The organism is Streptomyces sp. NPDC057623 (genome assembly GCF_042800355.1).
In the GTDB taxonomy this organism is placed as follows: domain Bacteria; phylum Actinomycetota; class Actinomycetes; order Streptomycetales; family Streptomycetaceae; genus Streptomyces.
The window spans coordinates 267,675-287,955 of sequence record NZ_JBHVGZ010000004.1 but is presented as its reverse complement, the minus strand read 5'-3'; the positions used below and the strand labels follow the sequence as shown (position 1 = coordinate 287,955).

Genomic DNA, 20,281 nt, shown 5'->3' with positions numbered 1-20,281 from the left:
AGGCGCCCATCGTTTCGGCCCCGGCCGAAGTGATCCGGGCCACATTCTTGAATCTTCAGCAACCTGCCCCGGCCCCGGCGGCGACCGTAGGGCATGACATCCGCAAGACACTCGACGCCCGCGTCCGCCGCGCCCGGCCACCGCCGGTCCCACTCGGCCCGCAAGCCCCTCGTCGCGGGCCTCGCCGCCACCGCCGCCCTGGTCGGAGCCTGGTACGCCACCGCCGGCGCCGCCCCGAGCACCGCCCCGAGCCTCACCCCCACGACCACCGCGGTGAGCCTGCCGGCCAAGTTCCCGTACCTGTCCGCCGGCTACAACAACACCCGCGAGTGGACGCGCACGGCCACGGCCGTGGCCCCGAACGGCACCCTGCGCGTGGCCTGGCCCGCGGCGGACGGCGTCCATGTCACCCCGCTGACCGCGGCCGGCAAGCGGTCCGGGACGGACACGGTCGTCAAGGGCACCAAGGAGGTCGGCGGCCTCGTCGCGCACAACGACGGCTTCGCGCTGCTCACCCGGGTCGCCGACACCAACAAGTGGAAGGAGACGGCCGCCGCGATCGTGCGCTACACCAACGGCAGGCAGACCTTCCGCACCAAGCTGACCGGCACCGCCACGAACGACACCTCCCCGACGCTGGACGGCCAGCTCACCTGGAACGGCGCCAAGTACGGCGCGTACTTCGTGGTGCACGGGGCGGGCGGCTTCGCCGACGGGCACTTCGGCGACAAGCTGTCGTACGTCAGCGCCAAGGGCGCGAAGCTCAGCGGCGGCTGGAGCTGGGGGTGCAGCCACAACGAGGGCATCGCCCTGCACCCCGAGAAGACGGGCGCCTTCACCTCCCTGTGCTTCGACGACTGGCGCTCGGGCCTGTTCGTGTCGACGGGGATCGGCGCGCCGGACAACGCCCCGGTCGTCCAGCGCGAGCAGTGCTGGGCGGGTTACTGCGGCGGCACGTTCGCGGGCCGTACCGGCGATCTCGTCAAGTCGTCGACGGGCCGCTACGCCACCGCCTTCGCCTCCCGCGGTGCCGCCTCCGCCAAGAAGAACCCCGCCGACTCCAGCGGACGCGGCTGGACGGTCACCCCGAAGACCAGCACCCACCAGGTGGCCGTCGCCTTCCTCAAGAACCGCAACTCCGGCCCCGGCAAGGCGATCCGTCTCTCCGACACCAAGGGCACGGAGCACGTCAACGTCCGCCTCGCCCCGTACGGCAAGGACCGGCTGCTGCTGTCCTGGGAGTCACTGAAGAACGCCAAGTGCAAGGACGGCACCTGCACCGGGACCTTCGCGGGCACGAGCTTGCGGCTCATCGACTGGAACGGCGAGTTCAAGAGCGCCACGAAGGTCGTCGGCGCCAGGATCACCGGTGACATCGCGGTCCAGCAGGACGGCACGCTCACCTGGGCGTCCGTGCCCGTCAAGCCGTCGTACGCGACGCCCCTCACCGGCGCGTCACCCACCACGACCACTCTTCGGATCGCTCGTCTGAAGCCTTGAGGTCCTGAGGTCGTGAGGTCCTGAAGGTCGTACTGTTGCGGCGATCATCATCGCGACGCGAACACGACCAGGACACACGGGGGCTCGCATGGCCATTCACCGACCGGGGCGACCGGAGGACCTTCCGCCGGGCGAGGTGCTGTGGGCACGGTGGGCGCTGCTCGCCGCGGTCGCGACGACCACCGAGCGGGAACGGATCCCCACCGTGCACCGGTCCGGCCACTGGATCGACGAGGCGGGCCTGAACTGGGACGACTCCGGCTGCACCTGGTGGATCCTGTCCAGGATGGGCGAGGGCCGGTTCGTGCTCTACGGCGAGGACGAGTCGAGCGGCGTGAAGTGGCACGAGCCGCCGATCGACATGCTGGCGGGCGGCCCCGACTGGCTGCCGTACGAGGAGCTGCGCTACCGGCTGGAAGGGAACGAACTGGGCTGCGTCTACTGGTACGAGAACGGGGCGTGGAGCCGGGCGTCCTACCCCGACAGCCTGGAGGACGACGGCCTGGACTGCGGCATGAGCGACTTCGTCGACCAGGGCGCCCTGCTGCGGGAGCTGGCGGTCCGCGTCGACGAGACGGCCGACGGCCCGGACAGGGAAAGCCTCCTGGCCGACGCCGAGGCGCACCGGCTGGACGTACGGCTGCTGCTGGAGTGCCTGCGCACCCATGTCGACGGTGACCCGCTGGACCCGCCCGCCGTCGCCATGGCGCTGGACCGGGCGGGCATCACGGCCCAGGAGGTCAGGCGCTAGCGGTCTCGACCCGCACGCCGTCGTCCTCGCCCTCGCCGTCCGTCAACCGCACGCGCACGGCACGGCCGTCGTTCCAGCGGACATGGATCCCGCCGTCGTCGTCCACGTCCGCGGTCACCAGCTCTTCCAGCGGCGCGGGTTCCGGTTCGGCCGTGAGGCGGGCGAGGCCGACGAAGAGGGTGGGTCCGGCTCCGGTGGTACCGGTGAGGTCGTCGTCGAGCCCGGCGACCGGGCGGAGTTCGGCGCGGACCCCGGGCCGCTCGGCCCACCCGGTGATCCGGACCGGCGTCCCCGGCGCCGCACCCGCCACCAGATGGGCCCGCACCTCGACGGCCCCCCGCGCGAGCACCACGCTCGTCACCCGCGTTCCGGCGCCGCCCGAGTGCCGCGAGGCGGCCCAGCCGTCGCCCGCCCCCAGCGGCACGATGTCCGTACGGCTCGCGTCGCCGGCGACGATCACGCTGTTGTCGTACGCCGGGGCGGGCGCCGTCACCGTCGAGTAGGCGAGGCGGGTGTAGTACGGGTCGTAGCGGACGTCCTCGCTGCCGTGGTTGTGGAGGCGGACCAGGCCGTCGGAACGCGTGGACTGCAGAAGCCAGTTGGGGGCGGCGATGGCGGTGACCGCGTCGGCGCGCTCGACGGGGGCGGGTTCCTCCGCCGCCGTCCACACCTCGTGGTCCGCCGGGAGGAGCAGGCCCAGGAAGCCCTTGCTCGCCCAGTACGGGGAGGCCGGGCCCGAATAGCCTTGCAGGACACTCTCGTCGGGGCCGTGCCAGCCGAGGGTCAGCAGGCCCCGCTCGTCCACCGCGTCCCGCTCCAGGAAGTACTTCAGCGCGCCGGAGGACAGCCGCCGGGTCTCTCCCGGGGTGAGCGGCGTACGGCCGGTGAGGGCGCCGAGCCACAAGGGGGCCGTGGTCGCGAACCGGTAGGTCAGGGAGCGGCCCTGGTGCATGGGGGCGCCGTCGCCGCCGAACAGGCGGGCGTAGTCCTCCAGGTGCCGGGAGAGCCGGCCGCCGTACAGGTCGAGGAGCCGTTCGTCCTGGGCCAGCCAGGCGTGCAGCACCGGGTAGAGGTGCATCGCCCAGCCGTTGTAGTAGTCGTACTTGCGGCCGTCGCCGTCCGTGTACCAGCCGCCGCCGACGTACCACTCCTCGATGCGCTCAAGGCCCCGGTCGATCGCCTTGCGGGACTCCTCGGCCTCGTACCCGATCTCCTGGAGGAAGCCGCCGACGGTCACCGGGAACAGCTCCCAGTTGCAGGGCCACGCCTCGGCGGTCACGCCGTCCCCGAGCCAGGCCGCCGCCCGCTGCCGTACCGCGTCGTCCAGCCGGTCCCAGAGCAGCGGCCTGGTCAGCCGCAGGGCGAGTGCGATCGAGGCGGCCTCGACCAGCGGCTGGCCGCGGTCCTCGATGCGGGGCCAGACGCCCGAGACTCCGGCCGCGAGGCCGTCGGCGTAGCGCTCCAGCGCCGTCTCGTCCCGGCGGAACGCCGCGAGGAGCAGCGTGCGGGCGTAGCCCTCCAGGCCGTCGGAGAGGCGGCCCGACCAGCTCTGGCGGTCTCCCGGGAAGTGGTAGAGGGCACGGTCCTCGGTGGCGTACGGCTCGACCGCGGCGAGCAGGGCGTCGGCGGCCGCCTCCCAGTGGGCGCGGGTGTACCCGGTGCGCGGGCTCTGCGTGCGGTCTTCGGGAGGCAGGTGCATCGGTTCTCTTTCTCGCCGGCTCGGTTCAGACCTGGGACGCCCCGGTTCCGGTCGGGGCGCCCCAGGAGTTCATCCCACCCGCACAAGCCCCTTCGGCACCAGATGCCGGGCCACGAGTTCGTCACGGACCAGGCCCGCGTACACGGTGGCGCCGTGCACCGAGGTGTGGGTGTTGTCGCGCTTCTCGTTGTAGAGGTACAGCGCCTTGGACGCCTCGACGCCCAGGGACTCCACCAGCGCCTTGGTCTTCGCCGTCAGGTCGATCAGCGGGACGTGCCGGGCGGCGGCGACCGATCGGATGACGGCCGGATGGTCCACGCCGAGGCCGTTCACCAGCAGGGCGGTGCCGTTGTTCAGGGTGCCGTCGGCGTTGAACCAGCGGCGCACGATCGGGGTGACGAGGACGGGCTCGCCGCGCTTGTCGCGCACGCCCGCCACCAGAGCCTCCAGGTTGGCCCGGTAGGTCGCCTCGTCGGTCGTCTTGTCGTTGTGGGCGAGCTGGATCAGGACCAGGTCGCCGGGGCGGATCTGCGGCTGGACGGTGGCCCAGAGGCGGGAGTCGGCGAGGTAGGTGACCGTGCTCTCGCCGGAGTCGGCGTAGTTGGCGACGGACAGGCCCTTGCGGAGGTACTGCGGCAGCTGCTGGCCCCAGCCGGAGTACGGGTCGCCGGGCTGGTCGCAGACCGTGGAGTCGCCGACGAGGAAGATCCGGCGGGCGTGCCGGGCCGGGGTGACCTCGATGTCGGCGAGCGCGGGGGCCGAGCCGCCCAGCCGGAGGTCGAGGCCGGCCGTTCCGTCGGGGCCGGTGGGCTCGCCCTCGGGGGTGCGGACGTTCACGGTGAAGCTGCGGGAGACGCGCTCGCCCGCCGGGGCGGCCGTCTCGGGGAGCAGGGCGCGGCGCGTCTCCCCGGTCACGCCGGTGCTGGACGCGCCCTCGCCGCCGAGGAGGACCTTGACGTCGTACGTGCCGGGCGGGACGTCGAAGTGGCAGGCGGTGGCGGTGCAGTTGTCGAGGCCGAGGGGGCGCTGTGCGCCGTACGCCTGGGCGGGTACCGCCGACAGGCCGGTGCTCAGCGTCACCGCCGCCAGGACGGCGAGGTTGAAACGTCTCATGCGTCGGCTCCTCCACAGGACGACAAGGCCTGGCGCTGGACCGTACCCGTTTCTGCAAGCGCTTTCTAGACCTCATGACGATTTCACAGGACTGCCAACTTCTTCGCCACGAAAGCCCTTTCGCGAAATCGATTCAACTGTCACTCTCACTCACACCCGCAGACCCCCACACCCACCTCCCGAAGGAGGCACCCCCCATGTCCGGATCCACCGACAGACCGGTCCGACGCCGTACCTTCGTGCTCGGTACCGCGGCCGCGGCAGGCACGGCCGCGCTGAGCGGCACCGCGTCCGCCGCGGCCTTCGGCTGGAGCGACGACGGCTCGAACTACGTCGTCGACACCGGCGCCAACCTCGTCTTCAAGGTCAGCAAGTCCAACGGCGACCTGACCTCGCTGGTCTACCGCGGCACGGAGTACCAGGGCTACGGCGGCATGAACTCGCACATCGAGTCCGGCCTCGGCTCGTCCACCGTGTCCGTCAGGCAGTCCGGCACGACGATCCTCATCTCGGTCGCCTACGGCACGCTGCGGCACTACTACGCGGCCCGCAGCGGCGAGAACAACATCTACCTGTGGACCAACAAGGCCGACACCTCGGTCTCCGCGACCCGCTACATCCTGCGCGTGAAGAAGGGCCTGTTCCTCAACGACGAGCCCGACTCCTACACGTACACCAACAGCACCATCGAGGCCTCCGACGTCTTCGCGAAGTCCGACGGCCAGACCCGCTCGAAGCACTACTCGAAGCGGCGCGTGATGGACTACGACTACATCGGCTGGTCCGGCGGCGGCGCCGGTCTGTGGATCGTGCGCAGCAACCACGAGAAGGCGTCCGGCGGGCCCTTCTACCGCTCCCTGCTCCGCCACCAGAGCGCCGACGGCGGCGGCCTGTACGAGATCCTGTACTACGGCCAGAACCAGACCGAGGCCCAGCGTTTCGGCCTCCAGGGCCCGTACGTCATCGCCCTCACGGACGGCGGGGCGCCCTCCTCGTCGCTGTTCCCGGGCACGCTGACCACCTCGTGGGCGGACTCGCTCGGCATGTCCGGATACGTCGGCGCGAGCGGGCGCGGCAAGGTGGCCGGCGTCGGGATCTCCGGCCGGAACACGGCGTACCCGTACACGGTCGGGATCGCCAACTCGGCGGCCCAGTACTGGGGTTCGGCGCGCTCCTCGGACGGCTTCTTCTCGATCGGGGGTGTGCTGCCGGGCACGTACACCCTGACCGTCTTCAAGGGCGAACTCGCCGTGTACACGGGGTCGGTGACGGTGACCGCCGGAGGCACGACCACCCTGAACACGATCGCGATCCCGTCCTCGAACGACCCGGGCAACGCGAGCGCGATCTGGCGGATCGGCGACTGGAACGGCACGCCGAGCGGCTTCAAGAACGCCGACCTGATGACGTACGCGCACCCCTCGGACGTCCGGGCCGCCTCCTGGACCGGCAACGTGGTGATCGGCAACAACGAGACCTCGTCCTTCCCCTGCTACCTCTGGAAGGACGTCAACAGCGGGATCCTGGTGTACTTCAAGCTGACGGCGGCGCAGGCGGCGGCCGCGCACACCCTGCGGATCGGGGTGACGACGGCGTACGCCAACGGCCGCCCCCAGGTGTCCGTCAACGGCAACTGGACGTCCGCCATCCCCTCCCCGCCCACGCAGCCGGACACCCGGTCGCTGACCAACGGTTCGTACCGGGGCAACAACCACACGTTCACGTACAGCGTGCCGGCGTCCGCCTGGCTGACGGACACCGGCCAGTACAACGTGCTGAAGATCGACGTGGTGAGCGGTTCGGGGCTGACCGGCTATCTCAGCGCGGGCACGGCGATCGACGCGATCGACCTGCTCGCCTGAGGGCACCTCATGTCCCGCGCGTCCACTGCTGGTTCGTCGCCCCGTTGCACGTGTACGTGATGATCGCGGCGGAGTTGGCGGTGGACGCGCCGTTCACGTCCAGGCACTCCCCACTCGCGCGGGACTTGATGGTCACGTAGGAGCCGGTGGTGGTCACCGACCACTGCTGGCTGGTCGAGGAGGCGTTGCAGTTCTCCTGGCTCACCGTGCTCGCGTTCTCCTGCACGCACAGGGAACTGTTCCTGACCATCAGCTGGTAGTAGCCGCTGCCCACCGACTTGAACCAGTACTTCTGGTTGTTGCCGCCGTTGCAGTCGTACTGCTTGATCTGGGCGCCCTGCCACAGCGACTGGCTGGTCACGTCGGCGCACCTGGACGAGTGCCGGGCGATCAGCGTGTTGTACGTGGCGCTCGTCCCGCTGACCGAGCCGGTGGCCGTGTCGACGGTGACCTCGGGAGACCAGGACATGGACATCGAGGTCGAGGAGGGGAAGGTCAGCGGCAGCCACACGTAGCGGGAGTCGTTGACGGTACCGCCGAACGAGTTGCCCCAGCGGTCGCCCAGGTAGAGGTAGGAAGTGGCCGAACTGCCCTGTACGGGCAGGACGTACGCGGTCTGCGAGCCGTAGGTCGTGGAGTCGCCGATGTTCGTCATCGCGGTCCACGGGCCGGCGATGCTGGTGGCCGTGGCGTACTGCTGCTGGTTGGGGTTCCAGCCGGTCGCGCCGGACGTCAGCATGAAGTAGACGCCGCCTCGCTTGAACAGGGCGGGGGCCTCGCGGTGGCCGCCGTGCCAGGGGTCGGCGACAAGGGCCGCTATGCCGGTGTAGTCGCTGGTCAGGCGGTAGATCTGGAGGTCGTAGTTCTCGCGGGCGGCGGAGGCCATGTAGCCGGTTCCGTCGGTGTCGACGAAGACCGTGATGTCGCGGGACATGTGCTGGCCGAGCGGGCGGAAGCTGCCCTGCCAGGTGTAGTTGCCGTCGACGGTGTCGGAGACGGCGACGGCGGCGCGGGCCTCGCTGTAGTCGGTGCCGTTCTCCTTGTGCATCCACATGACGAACTTGCCGGTGGAGGCGTTGTACATGACCTTCGGGCGCTCGATGTTGGCGGTGGCCAGCTCGGCGGCGCTGGACTGGGTCAGGACGTGGTTCCTGAACTCCCAGTTCTTCAGGTCGGTGGAGCGGTAGGCGTCCACGTACCGGAAGGTGTTGTCGCTGTTGCGGTGCTCGCCGAACCAGTAGTAGTACGAGCCGACCTTGATGACCCCGCCGCCGTGGGCGTGCACGGGGTTGCCCGACGTGTCCGTGAACTGGACGCCGTTCGGGACCGTCTGGGCGGCGGCCGACGCCGGACCCGCGGTCGCGAGGGCGCCGGCCAGCGCCAGACAGAGGGCCAGCAGACTTGCGTACACACGTCTCATGTCACGCACTCTCCTTCGCGGAGTCGGCCACGGGTATGCCGAAGTTCGGGGTGCCGTCCGGGTTCCAGCCGAGCTTCTGGACGCGGGTGTGGCGGTTGGGGTCGTTCAGCGGGTCGCCGACGATCTCCTTGTACTGGCGGGCGTGGTAGACGAGGACGTCGCTGCGGCCGTCCTCGGCGACGGTGAAGCAGTTGTGGCCCGGGCCGTACTGCTGGGTGGTGTCGTTGCTGGTGAACACCGGGGTCGGGGACTTGGCCCAGCTGGCCGGGTCCATGAGGTTGGCGTCGGCGTCGGCGGTCAGCATGCCCACGCAGTAGTGGTGGTCGGTGGCGGAGGCCGAGTACGTGAGGAAGATCCGGCCGTTGCGCTTGAGGGCGTACGGGCCCTCGTTGACCTTGAAGCCGACGCACTCCCAGTCGTACTCGGGGGTGGACAGCCGGATCTGAGGGCCCTTCAGGGTCCAGGGGTTCGCCATCTCGGACAGGAAGAGCCCGGTGTTGTTGTCCAGCCCCGGTTCGTGCTGCGCCCAGCAGAGGTAGCGGGTGCCGCGGTGGGTGAAGGTGGTGGCGTCCAGGGAGAAGGTCTCCCAGGCGGTCTTGACCTGGCCCTTCTCCACCCAGGTGCCCTTGAAGGGGTTGGGGTGGGAGTTCTCCAGGACCCAGATGCGGATCTTCCACACGTCCTCGGCGGGCGCGGAGGCGAAGTAGATGTACCACTTGCCGCCGATGCGGTGCAGCTCCGGCGCCCAGATGTGCGCGCCCATGTCGCCGGTGGTGTGCGCCCGCCAGACGACCGACTCGGCGGCCGTGGTCAGGCCGTTCAGGGTGCGGGAGCGGCGCAGGATGATGCGGTCGTACTCGGGGGCGGTGGCCGTGAAGTAGTAGAAGCCGTCGGTGTGGCGGTTGATGTGGGGGTCGGCGCGCTGCTGGACGAGCGGGTTCACGAGGAGGGCCGCCTTTCGCGGTCCTGGGGCGGCTTCGGCGACTGCCGGGGTCGCGGCCAGAGCGCCCGCGGCCAGGGCGCCTTTCAGCAGCAGTCGTCGGTGGGGGAAGTCGGGGGCGCGGCTCATGCGGACTGCCTCTCGGATGGGTGCCCAGAGAGCGATGTTCGATATTGAGAACATCTGTTGTTATTGCGAACAGCCGAAAGGTAAGGCTGGGGAACGGGGAGGTCAACGGGTCGGGCGGGATAAAAGAAGGCGCTTTCTCGCCCCCCGGATTTCTGTTATCGGCCCTCGCCCCGCCCGTCTCCGATCACGTGCGCAGCCATACCCACAAGACAGCAGCGGCCGTCGGCGCCCTCGCGGCGGTGGCCGCCCTGACCGTCGCCGCTCCCCCGGCGGCCGCCGCCGGCCGGGACGTGACCGCCGAGGTCCTCGCGGACCGGGACGTGACGCTCAGCGGCGACACGGTGGTCACCGTGCCCTCGGGGACGACGACGTACGACGGCGTCTTCCGCGGCGAGGGCACGCTCACCGTGCGCGGCACCGGCACGCTGGTGCTGACCCGGGACAGCGACTTCACCCTGCCGAAGTCCCGGCAGCGGCAGAAGGTGAGCGTCCTCGGCGGCAACCACCCGTACGTCACGACGGCCGACGCGGACCCGCCCGCGATCACGGTCGAGCGCGGGGCGACCCTCCAGTACGGCGACGGCGGAACGACCGGGCTGATCGGCCACTTCCCCTACAACACCCCGGCGTTCCGGCTCAACCAGGACAACATCCGGGTCGACGGCACCCTGCGGCTGTCGCTGAGGAGCGCCTACAACCTGGGCACGATCAGCGGCACCGGGCTCATCACCCAGCCGCGGTTCCTCTGGGGCACCTGGGACCTGTCGGGCACCCACCCCTTCTCCGGAGTGATCGACAACGGCACGCAGGTCAACGCCGGGCGCCCGGAGTTCGCGACATCGCTGCCGAACCTGCGCAAGCTCCTCAACCAGGGCACGTACACCGTGGACACCCCGCTGGGCCAGACGGTGACCATGGCCATGGACTTCTACCAGCGCGAGTACGGCAGCGACATCAACGTCCAGTCCCGGCCGGGCGGCAAGGTGATCCTGACAGGCCAGTACAGCTGGTCGGACCAGGGCGGCGACACCAACCCCTCGCTCAGCGACCCGGCCCTGAACTGGACGCCGGCGCGGAAGAACGTCAACAAGCGCGGCACCAACATCAAGGGCGCGAACGTCCAGTGGGGCGACGGCACCACGAACAGGATCTTCATGCCGGGCACGGCCGAGACGGTCTACATCAACCTGCTCGCGGCCCGCTCCCGCTCACTCCTCACGTTCGACTACAACGGCCCGGTGACGCTGGGCGCCCCCATCGGCGGCGGCAGGTTCCACGACACGCTCGCCGCGCCCGGCGCCGGGGACGTCGTCGTCAAGGGGACGAAGGGCAACGACGTCACCTTCGCCGCCGTGCAGTACTACAACGGCTCGACGACCGTCGGGAAGGGGGCCGTGCTGCGGCTGGGCAGCGGCCGGGCGGGCGGCGACGGCGGGCTCTACACGCGGGGCGACCTCTACAAGGTCGTCAACGACGGCTCGCTGGTCCTGAACAACAGGAGCAGGCCCCTGTCCCTGTCCCGGATCAGTGGCAGCGGGTCGCTCACGCAGTCGGGGGCCGCGACGACGACCCTGACGGGCAGCGCGGTGACGTACACCGGCACGACGACGGTCAGGCGGGGCACCCTCGCCCTGCGCGACGGCGCGACCCTCGCCCGCAGCATGACGATCCGCCTCACGTCGGCGAAGTCCCGCCTGGACGCGTCGGCTTCGGGCCTGCGCGTGGGCGAGGCACAGACACTGACCGGCAAGGGCACCGTGCGGGCAGCGGTGAAAAACGACGGTGTGGTCGCGGGCGGCCTGACCGTCTCCGGTGACTACGCCCAGTCGGCGCGGGGCGAACTGGTCCTGCGCGAGGGCCCGTTGAAGGTCACGGGCGCGGTCCGCCTGGCCGGCGACCTGGACCTCGCGACCGCCGCCGCCGCACCTGGTTCCCCCCGCAGGATCACCGTCCTCGACCACCGGGGGCGCACGAGGACGACCGGCACCTTCACCGGCCTCGACGAGGGCGAGAAACTCCAGCTGGACGACACCACCTACCGGATCAGCTACCGGGGCGGCGACGGCAACGACGTCGTCCTCACCGCCCTCACCGCAAGCCCCTCCCCCACCTCCGACCGCCCCCGCACCGCAGCCGACACCCTCGACTCCCCGGCCCCGCGCACCACGAACGCCGCCGCCACCGGCCTCGGCTGGTGGCCGTACGTCCTGGCCGCGGGCCTGCTCGTCGGCCTCGCGGTCCCGGCGACGAGGTTCGGACGAGGGCGCGGTCGCCGACGGGGCGGTCGGCACGCGGCGTAGGGCGCGGCGGCTCGGGGACGCCGAGGGGCGTCCCGCCCGCTGGTCACCCACCCCGACTCGACTACCGTCGTCACCATGACCAGCACCATCACCCTCACCGATGCCCTCGCCGCCGGAACCGTCGTGCTCGACGGCGGTATGTCCAACCAGCTGGAGTCCGCCGGGCACGATCTGAGCGACGAGCTGTGGTCGGCGCGGCTGCTCGCGGAGCAGCCGGAGGCGATCACCGAGGCGCATCTCGCCTACTTCGAGGCGGGGGCGGACGTGGCGATCACGTCGAGCTACCAGGCCACCTTCGAGGGCTTCGCCAAGCGCGGGATCGAGCCGGAGCGGGCGGGCGGACTGCTCGGCCTGAGTGTGGAGCTGGCACGCGAGGCGGCCCGGCGGGCGCAGGGCAAGGGCGTCGCACGGCCGCTGTGGGTGGCCGCGTCGGTCGGGCCGTACGGGGCGATGCTGGCGGACGGCTCCGAGTACCGGGGGCGGTACGGGCTGAGCGTCGAGGAGCTGGAACGCTTCCACCGGCCCCGGCTGGAGGTGCTGGCCGGGGCGCGTCCCGATGTGCTGGCGCTGGAGACGGTGCCGGACGCCGACGAGGCCGCGGCGCTGCTGCGGGCGGTGCGCGGGCTCGGGGTGCCGGCCTGGCTGTCGTACTCCGTCGCCGGTGACCGCACCCGCGCCGGGCAGCCGCTGGAGGATGCCTTCGCCCTGGCCGCCGACGCCGACGAGGTGATCGCGGTCGGCGTGAACTGCTGCGCGCCCGAGGATGTCGAGGGCGCCGTCGAGATCGCCGCCCGGGTCACGGGCAAGCCGGTCGTGGTCTACCCGAACAGCGGCGAGGCCTGGGACGCTCGGGCGCGGGCCTGGGCCGGCAGCGCCAGCTTCGCGCCGGAGCAGGTGCGCGGGTGGCGCGCGTCCGGGGCACGGCTGATCGGGGGGTGCTGCCGGGTGGGGCCGGTGGCGATCTCGGAGATCGCGGGGGCATTGAAGGCGTAACGCCTGTCGGCTCTCCCACCGCACTGCTAGCCTCCGCAACGGGAACCGGTTGCTGCCGTGTTTCCGCAGTTCGAGGGGGCGAGGCAGGGATGACCAGGAAGAGCGACGACGCGGGGCGCAGCACCATCCGGGACGTGGCGGCCCGCGCGGGGGTGTCCGCGTCGACCGTGTCGCGGGTGCTCGGCGGGGTGTACCCGGTGAGCTCGGCGACGCGTACCCGCGTGATGCGGGCGGTCCGTGACCTGGACTACGTCGCCGACGCGCGCGCCAAGGCGGTCGCGGGCGTCGGCACGCCCACGCTGGCGTTCGTCCTGGAGGACATCACCGGGCCGTCGTTCGCGCACATGGCGTACGGAGTGGAGCGGGAGGCCCGACGGCTCGGGCATCTGTGTCTGGTGTGCACCACGGAGGGCGACGTCCAGCACGAGGTGGAGTTCGTCGAGATGATGCGCGCCCAGCGCGCCGCCGCCGTGATCCTGGTCGGCGGCTCGGCCGACACCGCCGAGTACCGCGAGCGCACCCGCCGGATCGCCGACTCGCTGGCGTCGGCGGGATCCAGGCTGGTGCTGTGCGGGCGGCCGCCGCTCGGCCCCGGGGCGCCCGTGACCGTCATCGAGTACGACAACGAAGGCGGCGCCCACGCCCTGGTCGCCCACGTCCTCTCCCAGGGCCACCAACGAGTTCTGTTCCTGGGCGGCAAGTCCGACCACACCACCGCGCAGGGCCGTGAGCGCGGCTATCTCGCCGCCCACCGCGCCCGCGGCCTGGACCCCGACCCGGCGCTGCTCCTGCACGGCGACTTCACCCGTGACTCCGGGCACCGGCTGATCCGCGAGGCTCTCGAGCAGGGACTGGACTTCACGGCCGTGGTCGCCGCCACCGACATGGTCGCGGCCGGCGCGCTTACCGCCCTGCACGAGGCCGGCCTGGACGTGCCCGGCGACGTGTCGCTGGCCGGCTACGACGACATCCCGTTCGCCCGCGACCTGTACCCGGCCCTGACGACGGTCCACGTCCCCTACGAGGAGCTGGGCCGCCTCGCCGTGCGCACCGCGCTCGGCCGGACCCCGGAGAACCCGGACGAGCATCTGCTGCTGGGCACGCATGTGGTGGTGCGGGACTCGGTCGGGCGGGCACGGTAGGGCGCGATGCCGCGGACGCCGTCAGGCATCAGACGCCGGGTGCGAGTGCGGTGCGGTGCGGTGCGGTGCGGTCAGGGCTACTGGCAAGGTGGTGGACTTGCCTGGTCGACGGTCGGTGTCGCGCATGAGGTCGCCGGGTAGGGACGTGGCCGGCCGTGCAAGCGCACGCGACAAACCCGGCGACGTAGGCGGTCGTCCCCGGGATACTGGTCGCCCATGGACGAGGTCAAGGTCGTCGTCGCCCACTCCGAGCGCACGACCCTGCGGGTCGGCGATGTGTTCCTGAAGGTGGATGCCGATCAGGCGCGCATCGACGTCGAGGTCGAGGTGATGGCCTTGGCGCCGGTCCCGACCCCGGAAGTCCTGTGGCGCAGGCCCCCCGTGCTCGCGATCGCCGCGGTCCCGGGGACGGCGCTAGGCCGCCTCGGTGAACCGTCGACCGCGTCACCGGCGGCGTGGGCCGCGGCGGGTGCCGCCGTCCGGAGGTTGCACGACGCGCCGTTGCCGCCCTGGCCCGGTCGGGCCGGCCGGAGCGTCGAGGAGTTGGCGGCGGATCTCGACCGCGAGTGTGAGTGGCTCGTGACGAACGGCGTCCTGCCCGCCGACCTGGTCACCCGCAACCGCCAGGCCGCCGAGGTCGCGCTCCGGCCGTGGACTTCGGTGTTCACGCACGGCGACCTGCAGATCGCTCACGTGTTCGTCGAAGACGACGAGATCACCGGCATCATCGACTGGTCCGAGGGTGGCCGGGGTGATGCCCTGTTCGACCTCGCCACCTTGACGCTCGGACACGAGGAGCACCTCGGCGACGTCGTCGCCGGCTATGGCACCGACGTCGACCTCGCCGTGATCCGCGCGTGGTGGTCGGTGCGCGGCCTGCTGGGGGTTCGCTGGCTGATCGAGCACGGCTTCGACCCGTTCGCGCCGGGCTGTGAGGTCGACGTGCTGAGATCCCGGCCGTGAGGCCGCGCGGGCCCGACCGCTACAAAGGCCGCGGGCGCGGTGTTGTACCAGGGTCTGCGACCAGTCGCGTAGGAGGAGACCCGACGCTCGAACACCCGCCGCAGAGACGCGGACTGAGGCGGGCGTTCGACTGAGGGTCGGGCTCGTCCGCGCCTGCCCCGCGCGAGCGGGGCACCGGGCGCAGGCCGTCCTCACGTGGGGTGCGGCACGCGTCAGTCCACGATCAGCTCGGCGCGCGGCGCCGGGGCCCCGCCGACGAACTCGCCGCCGAAGTTGCCCTCGACCTCCGCCTTCTCGGCGGCGTTCGGGAGCGGGTTCGTGCATGCGGTGCCGGCACTGGAACCGGACATCAGGCTCGAGCACGGTCCGGGCTTGCGATCGGGCAGGCCCAGGATGTGCCCGAGTTCGTGGGCGGCGATGCGGATCGTGTCATAGCCCTGTCCAACGGCCTGGCGCCCGATGTAGACGGTTCCGTTGCCCAGGGTGGTAGGCAGGGCGCGCGGCCAGCCGTCGTCCGCGAGGACCCGTATGTTCGCGCGTTGCCCGGCGGCGGCCGGCCTCAGCTCGACGGCGTCGACGCTCTCGTTCCAGATCGCCGCGCCCCGGTCGACGGCGCTCCTGAACTCCGCAGAGCCGCCGGCGTCGTAGGTGAGGACACGGGCGGCCAGGGGGATGTCCGGCGCGTCGGCGGGACCGGCAACGGCCTGACCGCCCATCAGGGACAGGGACAGCGCACAGGCAGCGGCCAGGCCGCCGGTCAGCCTCAGGAAGTGCATGGTCGACCTCCTCGTGGGGGAAGGGTAGTCGTGCTCATGACATTCACTCACCCACTGCCCAGCAGGGATGGCGGTGAATCCGTCAATCCGAGGCGGACCGGCGTATGACGGCTCTCGTCATGCCCCCTCCAGGGCAGGCGCCGACGGCCAGGACATGGCCGCCGCCAAGTCCACCCCGCGTGGGGTTGTTGAAAATTTGGAACATCGGCTACAGTCCCGAGGCGTCATTGAAGTTTCAAACGTCCCCGAAAACGTCCCCGAAAGGCCCAGCTCATGACCTCCCACCTCGACAGCGGAGTCGCTGCTTCCCGCCAGTCCGTCTCCGCCGACCGGAGCGCCTCGCCGAACCACGACCTGGGCTGGCTCGTCCTGCGCCTCGCGCTGGGCTTCCTCCTGGTCGGGCACGGCACGCAGAAGCTGTTCGGCTGGTTCGGGGGCGGCGGCATCGAGGGCACCGGCCAGTTCTTCGCGATGAGCGGCTTTCCGGCCGCCAAGACCATGGCGCTCGTCGCCGGGCTCACCGAGACCCTGGGCGGACTGGGTCTCGCCCTCGGCCTGCTCACTCCGCTGGCCGGGGCCGCTGTCTTCGGGACGATGCTCAACGCGATGGCCGTGAACTCGGCCGGCGGCTTCTTCATGATGGACCAGGACGGGGGCATGGAGCTCGACATCCTGGTGGCCGCCGGTGCCGTCGCGCTGGCGCTGGCCGGGCCGGGCCGCTTCGCCGTCGACCGCTTCCTGCCGGTCCTGCGTTCCCACCGTCTCGCGTACGGAATCGCCGCGACCGTCCTGGGTGCCGTGACGGCCGGTGCCGTCCTGCTCGTCCGCAACTAGGTCGTGTCCGCGCAGTCCCGTCGTCCGTCCGGAGGGCGGGCCACGCGGCGGCGACGGGAGTCCCCCGCGCGAGGCTGTTCGAGCGTGGGGGGCGTGGCCGACTTCCGCGAGCGCCTCGCCCAGGACGACCGCGCCTACGGCCTGCTCGAAGAGGACCGGGGGCGCGGCTGCGGCCATCTGGGCAAGAACCCCACGCGGCCCAGGACCAGGACCCCTGCCTCCGGCTGTCGGAACACCGCCACCCGCACGGACCGGGCTACCGGCCTGGCCGGGCACGCCCACTGATCAGGCCGGCTCACCAGGAAACTCCAAGATCCCCGACAGGGACAGGCTCAGCGAGGTGCCGGATACGCGGCGGCCGCCCAGGCCAGGCGGACCTCCTTGCGTACATCCGAGGGCTGCGTCTCCCAGCCGTGTGCGCGAGCCGCCTCGGCGACGTACCCGGCGCCCACCCCGCGGTAGGTGCGCCGGCCCAGGGAGCACGCCACGGGCGGCTTCGCCCGGTTCGGCCGGGCCGGGGCGGAGGCGCGGGCCGTGGCGCGGGCGATCTTCTTGTCGACGCGGGCCCGGTAGTACGCCGTGTCGCCCTCGTGCAGCAGCTCCGGCCAGGTCACGCACCAGCGGGCGAGGCCCGCGAGCGGGTCCAGGGTCCGGTCCATCAGCGTCATGAACCCGCGCTCGTACCGGTCGCTGAACGCCGCGATCACCTCGGTCAGCACACCGACGGCCAGCAGCACGGCGAACACCGCCAGCCACACCACGACCAGCACCGGGAAGAACACCACGCTCGCGAGGAAGAGCAGGGTCAACTTCCCTCGGGACCGCACCGGTTCGGGCGCCCAACGCGAGGGATCCTCGTATTCGTACATGCAAAGATCTTGCCCTACGGGCACGGCCGGCCGGATGCCCACCCCTCGGGAGTCAGTGCCGGCGTACCGCACCGGGGAGCCTCAGACGCCGTACCACCGCGCGTAGTTCAGCGCCGCGCCCGGCCAGGGCGACAGGCGGGACGGTGGCGGCCGCGGGCTCCGCGGGTGGGACCGCGGCGGCCCACAGGGCGAGTTCGGCGTCGCGCGGGCCGAGCGCGGTGTGGGTCTCGCCGTCGCCGAAGATCCGCACCGGACGCGAGTCGTCCCAGGCCTGCCAGCCGGGGTCGCCCGTCACCGCGAACCGCACCCACGCCCGGTGCATCTCCTCGGCCAGCTCCGGCGGGGCCCCCTCGCCGGCCAGCCTGCGGGACTCGGGGGCGTCGCCGGTGCCGAAGACGAAACCGAGCTCCAGCGCGTGACAGGAGCCGAGGTCGGGAAGGGTGGACGGCCAGGCGAACTCGTACACGTACGACGACCCCGGCCGGGCGTCGGCCAGGCGGTGCAGGGGGGCGCGCAGCAGGTGGTCGGTGACCATCTGTCCGACGATCTCGGCGGTGCCGGCCGCCGGGTGCAGGGCGCGGTAGCCGCGGGGCACGTCGGCGCCGACGTGACAGCGGGCCATGGCACCGGCCAGGGCGACCGCGCCGAGCCGGTCGACGCGCTCCAGGAGACCGCCGGGCACCAGCCACAGCCGGTACTCGTCGCGCGTCCAGCCCATCATCAGGTCCACCCCGGCCGCCGCGTCACCCTCCGTGAGCACCGCCAGGGGATCGCGGGGCACGAGGTCGCCGTCGACGACGATCCCGAAGGCGGGTCCGCCCAGCACGGGACTGCTGAGCCGGCCCACCTCCGCCTGGGTGCGCAGGAGCAGCTCACGGTCGACCTCGGCGAAGGCGGCCGCCGTGGCGGGGATCCTCAGCCGGGTGGCCATCCGGCGCACCATCCGCCGTACCTTGTCCCGCTCGGCGGCCTCGGGCGGCCCGCTCTGCAGGACGGCCCGCCGGACCAGGCCCCGGGCCTGCGGGGCGGCGAGCAGCGCGCCGATGCTGATCGCGCCGGCGGACTGCCCGAACAGGGTGATGCGGTCCGGGTCGCCGCCGAACGCCCCGATGGACTCGTGCACCCACCGCAGGGCGGCGAGCTGGTCACGCAGGCCGGGGTTGGCGGGGGCGTCCGGGAAGTACCCGTAGCCCTCGACGCCCAGCCGGTAGTTGACCGAGACGAGGACGACGCCGTCGCGGGCGAAGGATCGGCCGTCGTACACCGGCATGCCCGCGGAGCCGCGGGTCAGGGCGCCGCCGTGCAGCCACACCATGACCGGCAGCCGGGCGCCGGGGCCCGGCTCGGGGGTCCAGACGTTGAGGTTGAGACAGTCGTCGCCGGGCACGACGGGGTCGGACAGGTACTGCGCGAAGGCCTCGGAGTACGGCGGTTTCGGCGGGGTCGGCCCGAAGGCCACGGCCTCGCGCACTCCGTCCCAGGGCTCCGGCGGCACGGGCGGCCGGAACCGGCGCGGGCCGAACGGAGGCGCCGCGTAGGGAATGCCCCGGAACACCGCCACGCCGTCTTCGTACCGGCCCCGTACGGCACCGTAGGGCGTGCTCACCACGGGGTCTGTCACGGAATCTGTCCGGACCTCTGTCATAAGTCCACCAGCCTCCTCACCGCGCTCGTGCACCGTGAAGATCAGAGCAACTCATTGTCGCCCGGTATTCCGGTGCACGAGCGGGTGTGAGGGCTGTTCGGCGTACCCGGCTACTTGGCGTACATCAGGGTGCCGAAGCCGAGCTGGTCGAAGCCGCCGCTGTCGGTGCCGTAGTCACCGCCGCCGCCCTCGGGAGCCACCGAGAAGCACATCTGGGAGATGTACTTGTCGTCGAGGTTCACCCGCCGGTTGTAGTGGTAGTGGAGCATGGCCCACACCGGGCGGACCTGGCCCCGGGAGGCCGCCGAGATCACGGTCTGTGACTGCGCGGCGCAGTTCTGGCCTGTGCCCCAGTTGTAGGTGGTGAAGGGGACGCTGCTGCCCAGGTTGTACTTGGCGACGTACTGGGCGGCCTTCATGAAGCGGCGGCCGTCGTAGGAGTAGAGGTCGTCTCCCTGGTTCCAGGCCATCTCGCAGATGGCGCCCATCTGGCCCATGCCCATCATGGTGTGGCCCTGGTCGCGGCCGGACTCCTGCCACTGGCCGAGGTCATAGCCCTCGACGTTCGAGTACAGGAACGGCACCGCCTTCTGGATGGCGCCGTTTCCGGCGCCGTTCTTGAAGTAGTTCACGGCCTGGTCGTACTTGGCGGCGTTGTCGGTGAGGATCCCGATGGCCATCACCGAGGCCATGTTGCACAGGTCCCAGTTGGCCCAGTAGTTGGTGATGCAGGCGTCGTTGTGGCCGGTGAGGAACTGGTTGTTGAGCGGGTAGAAGACCCTGACCATCATCTCCTGGGCGGCGGCGAGGTCGAACCCGCTGTAGCCGCGCATGAGTTCACAGGCGTTGGCGAACTGCCAGCCGTAGAGGCCGGCGGCGAGGAACCTGTCCGCGTTGCCGGTGACCGTCGTCAGCGTCCTCGACCACGCGTTGAGGATGGTGGCCGCGCACTGGGCGTTGGCCTCGGTGCCGCCGACCCGCCAGCGCAGGGCGTTCTGGTAGGCGGCGGCGATGTCGTTGTAGAGCAGGCCGTAGTTCTGTCCGGTACCTCCGCGGATGATCGTGGCCGTGGCCCGGTTGGTCCAGGTGGACTGGGAGCGGGAGTTGGCGGTCAGCCGGTTCCAGCCGGACAGCCAGGGGTCGGTGCCCGCGGCGACCCTGACCTTGGCGCGGTTGATGTCTCCGGCGTTGTGCAGCATGCCGGGGTGGGCGAAGGTGGCCGGTGCCGGGGGGGGGGGGGGGGGGGGGGGAGAGGGGGGGGGGGGAAAAAAGGAGAAAGGAGGGGGGGGGGAGAAAGAGCGGTTTGCGCCAAGACCGAAGGCGTAACACCCCCCTCCCCCAGAGC

17 protein-coding genes are annotated in these 20,281 nt (G+C 71.4%); 9 read left to right on the top strand and 8 right to left on the bottom strand.

Translation table 11 applies throughout. The annotated features are described in order from the left end of the window. Positions 1–93: 93 nt before the first annotated feature. Positions 94–1,500: a hypothetical protein gene (locus tag ACFU95_RS07000; protein WP_383822856.1), complete on the top strand. Its 1,407-nt coding sequence runs from the start codon at positions 94–96 to the stop codon at positions 1,498–1,500. A gap of 88 nt (positions 1,501–1,588) precedes the next feature. Further along, the gene (locus ACFU95_RS06995) at positions 1,589–2,251 is read left to right on the top strand and encodes a hypothetical protein (protein WP_383822853.1); all 663 of its coding nucleotides are present in this window, start codon (positions 1,589–1,591) and stop codon (positions 2,249–2,251) included. Here ACFU95_RS06995 and ACFU95_RS06990 read toward each other — a convergent pair. Continuing rightward, positions 2,241–3,950, bottom strand: coding sequence for a DUF2264 domain-containing protein (locus tag ACFU95_RS06990; protein ID WP_383822851.1), 1,710 nt, complete (start codon positions 3,948–3,950; stop codon positions 2,241–2,243). The genes ACFU95_RS06995 and ACFU95_RS06990 overlap by 11 nt on opposite strands. Before the next feature lie 69 nt (positions 3,951–4,019). After that, positions 4,020–5,063, bottom strand: a complete 1,044-nt coding sequence (locus ACFU95_RS06985; RefSeq protein ID WP_383822848.1) for a rhamnogalacturonan acetylesterase — start codon at positions 5,061–5,063, stop codon at positions 4,020–4,022. 197 nt (positions 5,064–5,260) lie between these two features. On the opposite strand from ACFU95_RS06985, the gene ACFU95_RS06980 reads away from it, so the two are divergent. Further along, positions 5,261–6,925 carry a rhamnogalacturonan lyase B N-terminal domain-containing protein gene (locus tag ACFU95_RS06980; protein WP_383822845.1) on the top strand — a complete coding sequence of 555 codons (1,665 nt, stop codon included), beginning with the start codon at positions 5,261–5,263 and terminating at the stop codon, positions 6,923–6,925. A gap of 7 nt (positions 6,926–6,932) precedes the next feature. Here ACFU95_RS06980 and ACFU95_RS06975 read toward each other — a convergent pair whose 3' ends face one another. Together ACFU95_RS06975 and ACFU95_RS06970 are read right to left on the bottom strand one after the other, a co-directional pair. Then, complete coding sequence (locus ACFU95_RS06975; protein ID WP_383822842.1) at positions 6,933–8,345, bottom strand: RICIN domain-containing protein; 1,413 nt, start codon at positions 8,343–8,345, stop codon at positions 6,933–6,935. Between the two features lies 1 nt (position 8,346). Continuing rightward, a complete protein-coding gene (locus ACFU95_RS06970) occupies positions 8,347–9,414 on the bottom strand; it encodes a family 43 glycosylhydrolase (protein ID WP_383822839.1) in 1,068 nt (355 codons plus the stop codon). Between the two features lie 188 nt (positions 9,415–9,602). On the opposite strand from ACFU95_RS06970, the gene ACFU95_RS06965 reads away from it, so the two are divergent. The 4 genes from ACFU95_RS06965 (at position 9,603) to ACFU95_RS06950 (ending at position 14,812) form a co-directional block, all read left to right on the top strand. Beyond that, positions 9,603–11,714 (top strand): autotransporter, encoded by a 2,112-nt coding sequence (locus tag ACFU95_RS06965; RefSeq protein WP_383822837.1) that lies wholly within the window; start codon positions 9,603–9,605, stop codon positions 11,712–11,714. A gap of 75 nt (positions 11,715–11,789) precedes the next feature. After that, positions 11,790–12,707, top strand: a complete 918-nt coding sequence (mmuM, locus tag ACFU95_RS06960) for a homocysteine S-methyltransferase (protein WP_383822835.1) — start codon at positions 11,790–11,792, stop codon at positions 12,705–12,707. An 89-nt stretch (positions 12,708–12,796) separates the two neighbouring features. Next, positions 12,797–13,849, top strand: a complete 1,053-nt coding sequence (locus ACFU95_RS06955) for a LacI family DNA-binding transcriptional regulator (protein ID WP_383822832.1) — start codon at positions 12,797–12,799, stop codon at positions 13,847–13,849. Between the two features lie 216 nt (positions 13,850–14,065). Then, positions 14,066–14,812: a phosphotransferase family protein gene (locus tag ACFU95_RS06950; RefSeq protein WP_383822829.1), complete on the top strand. Its 747-nt coding sequence runs from the start codon at positions 14,066–14,068 to the stop codon at positions 14,810–14,812. A gap of 212 nt (positions 14,813–15,024) precedes the next feature. Here the strand turns inward: ACFU95_RS06950 and ACFU95_RS06945 are convergent, their stop codons facing one another. Then, positions 15,025–15,588, bottom strand: coding sequence for a snapalysin family zinc-dependent metalloprotease (locus ACFU95_RS06945; protein ID WP_383822826.1), 564 nt, complete (start codon positions 15,586–15,588; stop codon positions 15,025–15,027). A gap of 273 nt (positions 15,589–15,861) precedes the next feature. Between ACFU95_RS06945 and ACFU95_RS06940 the strand changes: the two genes are divergently transcribed. Together ACFU95_RS06940 and ACFU95_RS06935 are read left to right on the top strand one after the other, a co-directional pair. Continuing rightward, positions 15,862–16,422 (top strand): DoxX family protein, encoded by a 561-nt coding sequence (locus ACFU95_RS06940; protein ID WP_383822823.1) that lies wholly within the window; start codon positions 15,862–15,864, stop codon positions 16,420–16,422. 93 nt (positions 16,423–16,515) lie between these two features. Continuing rightward, on the top strand, positions 16,516–16,707 hold the full coding sequence (locus ACFU95_RS06935) for a hypothetical protein (protein WP_383822820.1): 192 nt from the start codon (positions 16,516–16,518) through the stop codon (positions 16,705–16,707). Positions 16,708–16,754: 47 nt separating this feature from the next. On the opposite strand, the gene ACFU95_RS06930 is transcribed toward ACFU95_RS06935, so the two are convergent. The 3 genes from ACFU95_RS06930 to ACFU95_RS06920 form a co-directional block, all read right to left on the bottom strand. Further along, positions 16,755–17,291, bottom strand: a complete 537-nt coding sequence (locus ACFU95_RS06930) for a hypothetical protein (protein ID WP_383822818.1) — start codon at positions 17,289–17,291, stop codon at positions 16,755–16,757. A 52-nt stretch (positions 17,292–17,343) separates the two neighbouring features. Continuing rightward, positions 17,344–18,936: a carboxylesterase/lipase family protein gene (locus ACFU95_RS06925; RefSeq protein ID WP_383822815.1), complete on the bottom strand. Its 1,593-nt coding sequence runs from the start codon at positions 18,934–18,936 to the stop codon at positions 17,344–17,346. Positions 18,937–19,046: 110 nt separating this feature from the next. Then, on the bottom strand, positions 19,047–20,281 hold a 1,235-nt coding region (locus ACFU95_RS06920; protein ID WP_383822812.1), incomplete at its 5' end, for an alginate lyase family protein.

Bases quoted from the DNA above. Each gene is read 5' to 3' on its own strand.
- ACFU95_RS06945 (WP_383822826.1), bottom strand. From the start codon at position 15,588: ATGCACTTCCTGAGGCTGACCGGCGGCCTGGCCGCTGCCTGTGCGCTG.
- ACFU95_RS06980 (WP_383822845.1), top strand. From the start codon at position 5,261: ATGTCCGGATCCACCGACAGACCGGTCCGACGCCGTACCTTCGTGCTC.
- ACFU95_RS06955 (WP_383822832.1), top strand. From the start codon at position 12,797: ATGACCAGGAAGAGCGACGACGCGGGGCGCAGCACCATCCGGGACGTG.
- ACFU95_RS06930 (WP_383822818.1), bottom strand. From the start codon at position 17,291: ATGTACGAATACGAGGATCCCTCGCGTTGGGCGCCCGAACCGGTGCGG.
- ACFU95_RS06985 (WP_383822848.1), bottom strand. From the start codon at position 5,063: ATGAGACGTTTCAACCTCGCCGTCCTGGCGGCGGTGACGCTGAGCACC.
- ACFU95_RS06970 (WP_383822839.1), bottom strand. From the start codon at position 9,414: ATGAGCCGCGCCCCCGACTTCCCCCACCGACGACTGCTGCTGAAAGGC.
- ACFU95_RS06950 (WP_383822829.1), top strand. From the start codon at position 14,066: ATGGACGAGGTCAAGGTCGTCGTCGCCCACTCCGAGCGCACGACCCTG.
- ACFU95_RS07000 (WP_383822856.1), top strand. From the start codon at position 94: ATGACATCCGCAAGACACTCGACGCCCGCGTCCGCCGCGCCCGGCCAC.
- mmuM (WP_383822835.1), top strand. From the start codon at position 11,790: ATGACCAGCACCATCACCCTCACCGATGCCCTCGCCGCCGGAACCGTC.
- ACFU95_RS06995 (WP_383822853.1), top strand. From the start codon at position 1,589: ATGGCCATTCACCGACCGGGGCGACCGGAGGACCTTCCGCCGGGCGAG.
- ACFU95_RS06975 (WP_383822842.1), bottom strand. From the start codon at position 8,345: ATGAGACGTGTGTACGCAAGTCTGCTGGCCCTCTGTCTGGCGCTGGCC.
- ACFU95_RS06940 (WP_383822823.1), top strand. From the start codon at position 15,862: ATGACCTCCCACCTCGACAGCGGAGTCGCTGCTTCCCGCCAGTCCGTC.
- ACFU95_RS06990 (WP_383822851.1), bottom strand. From the start codon at position 3,950: ATGCACCTGCCTCCCGAAGACCGCACGCAGAGCCCGCGCACCGGGTAC.
- ACFU95_RS06925 (WP_383822815.1), bottom strand. From the start codon at position 18,936: ATGACAGAGGTCCGGACAGATTCCGTGACAGACCCCGTGGTGAGCACG.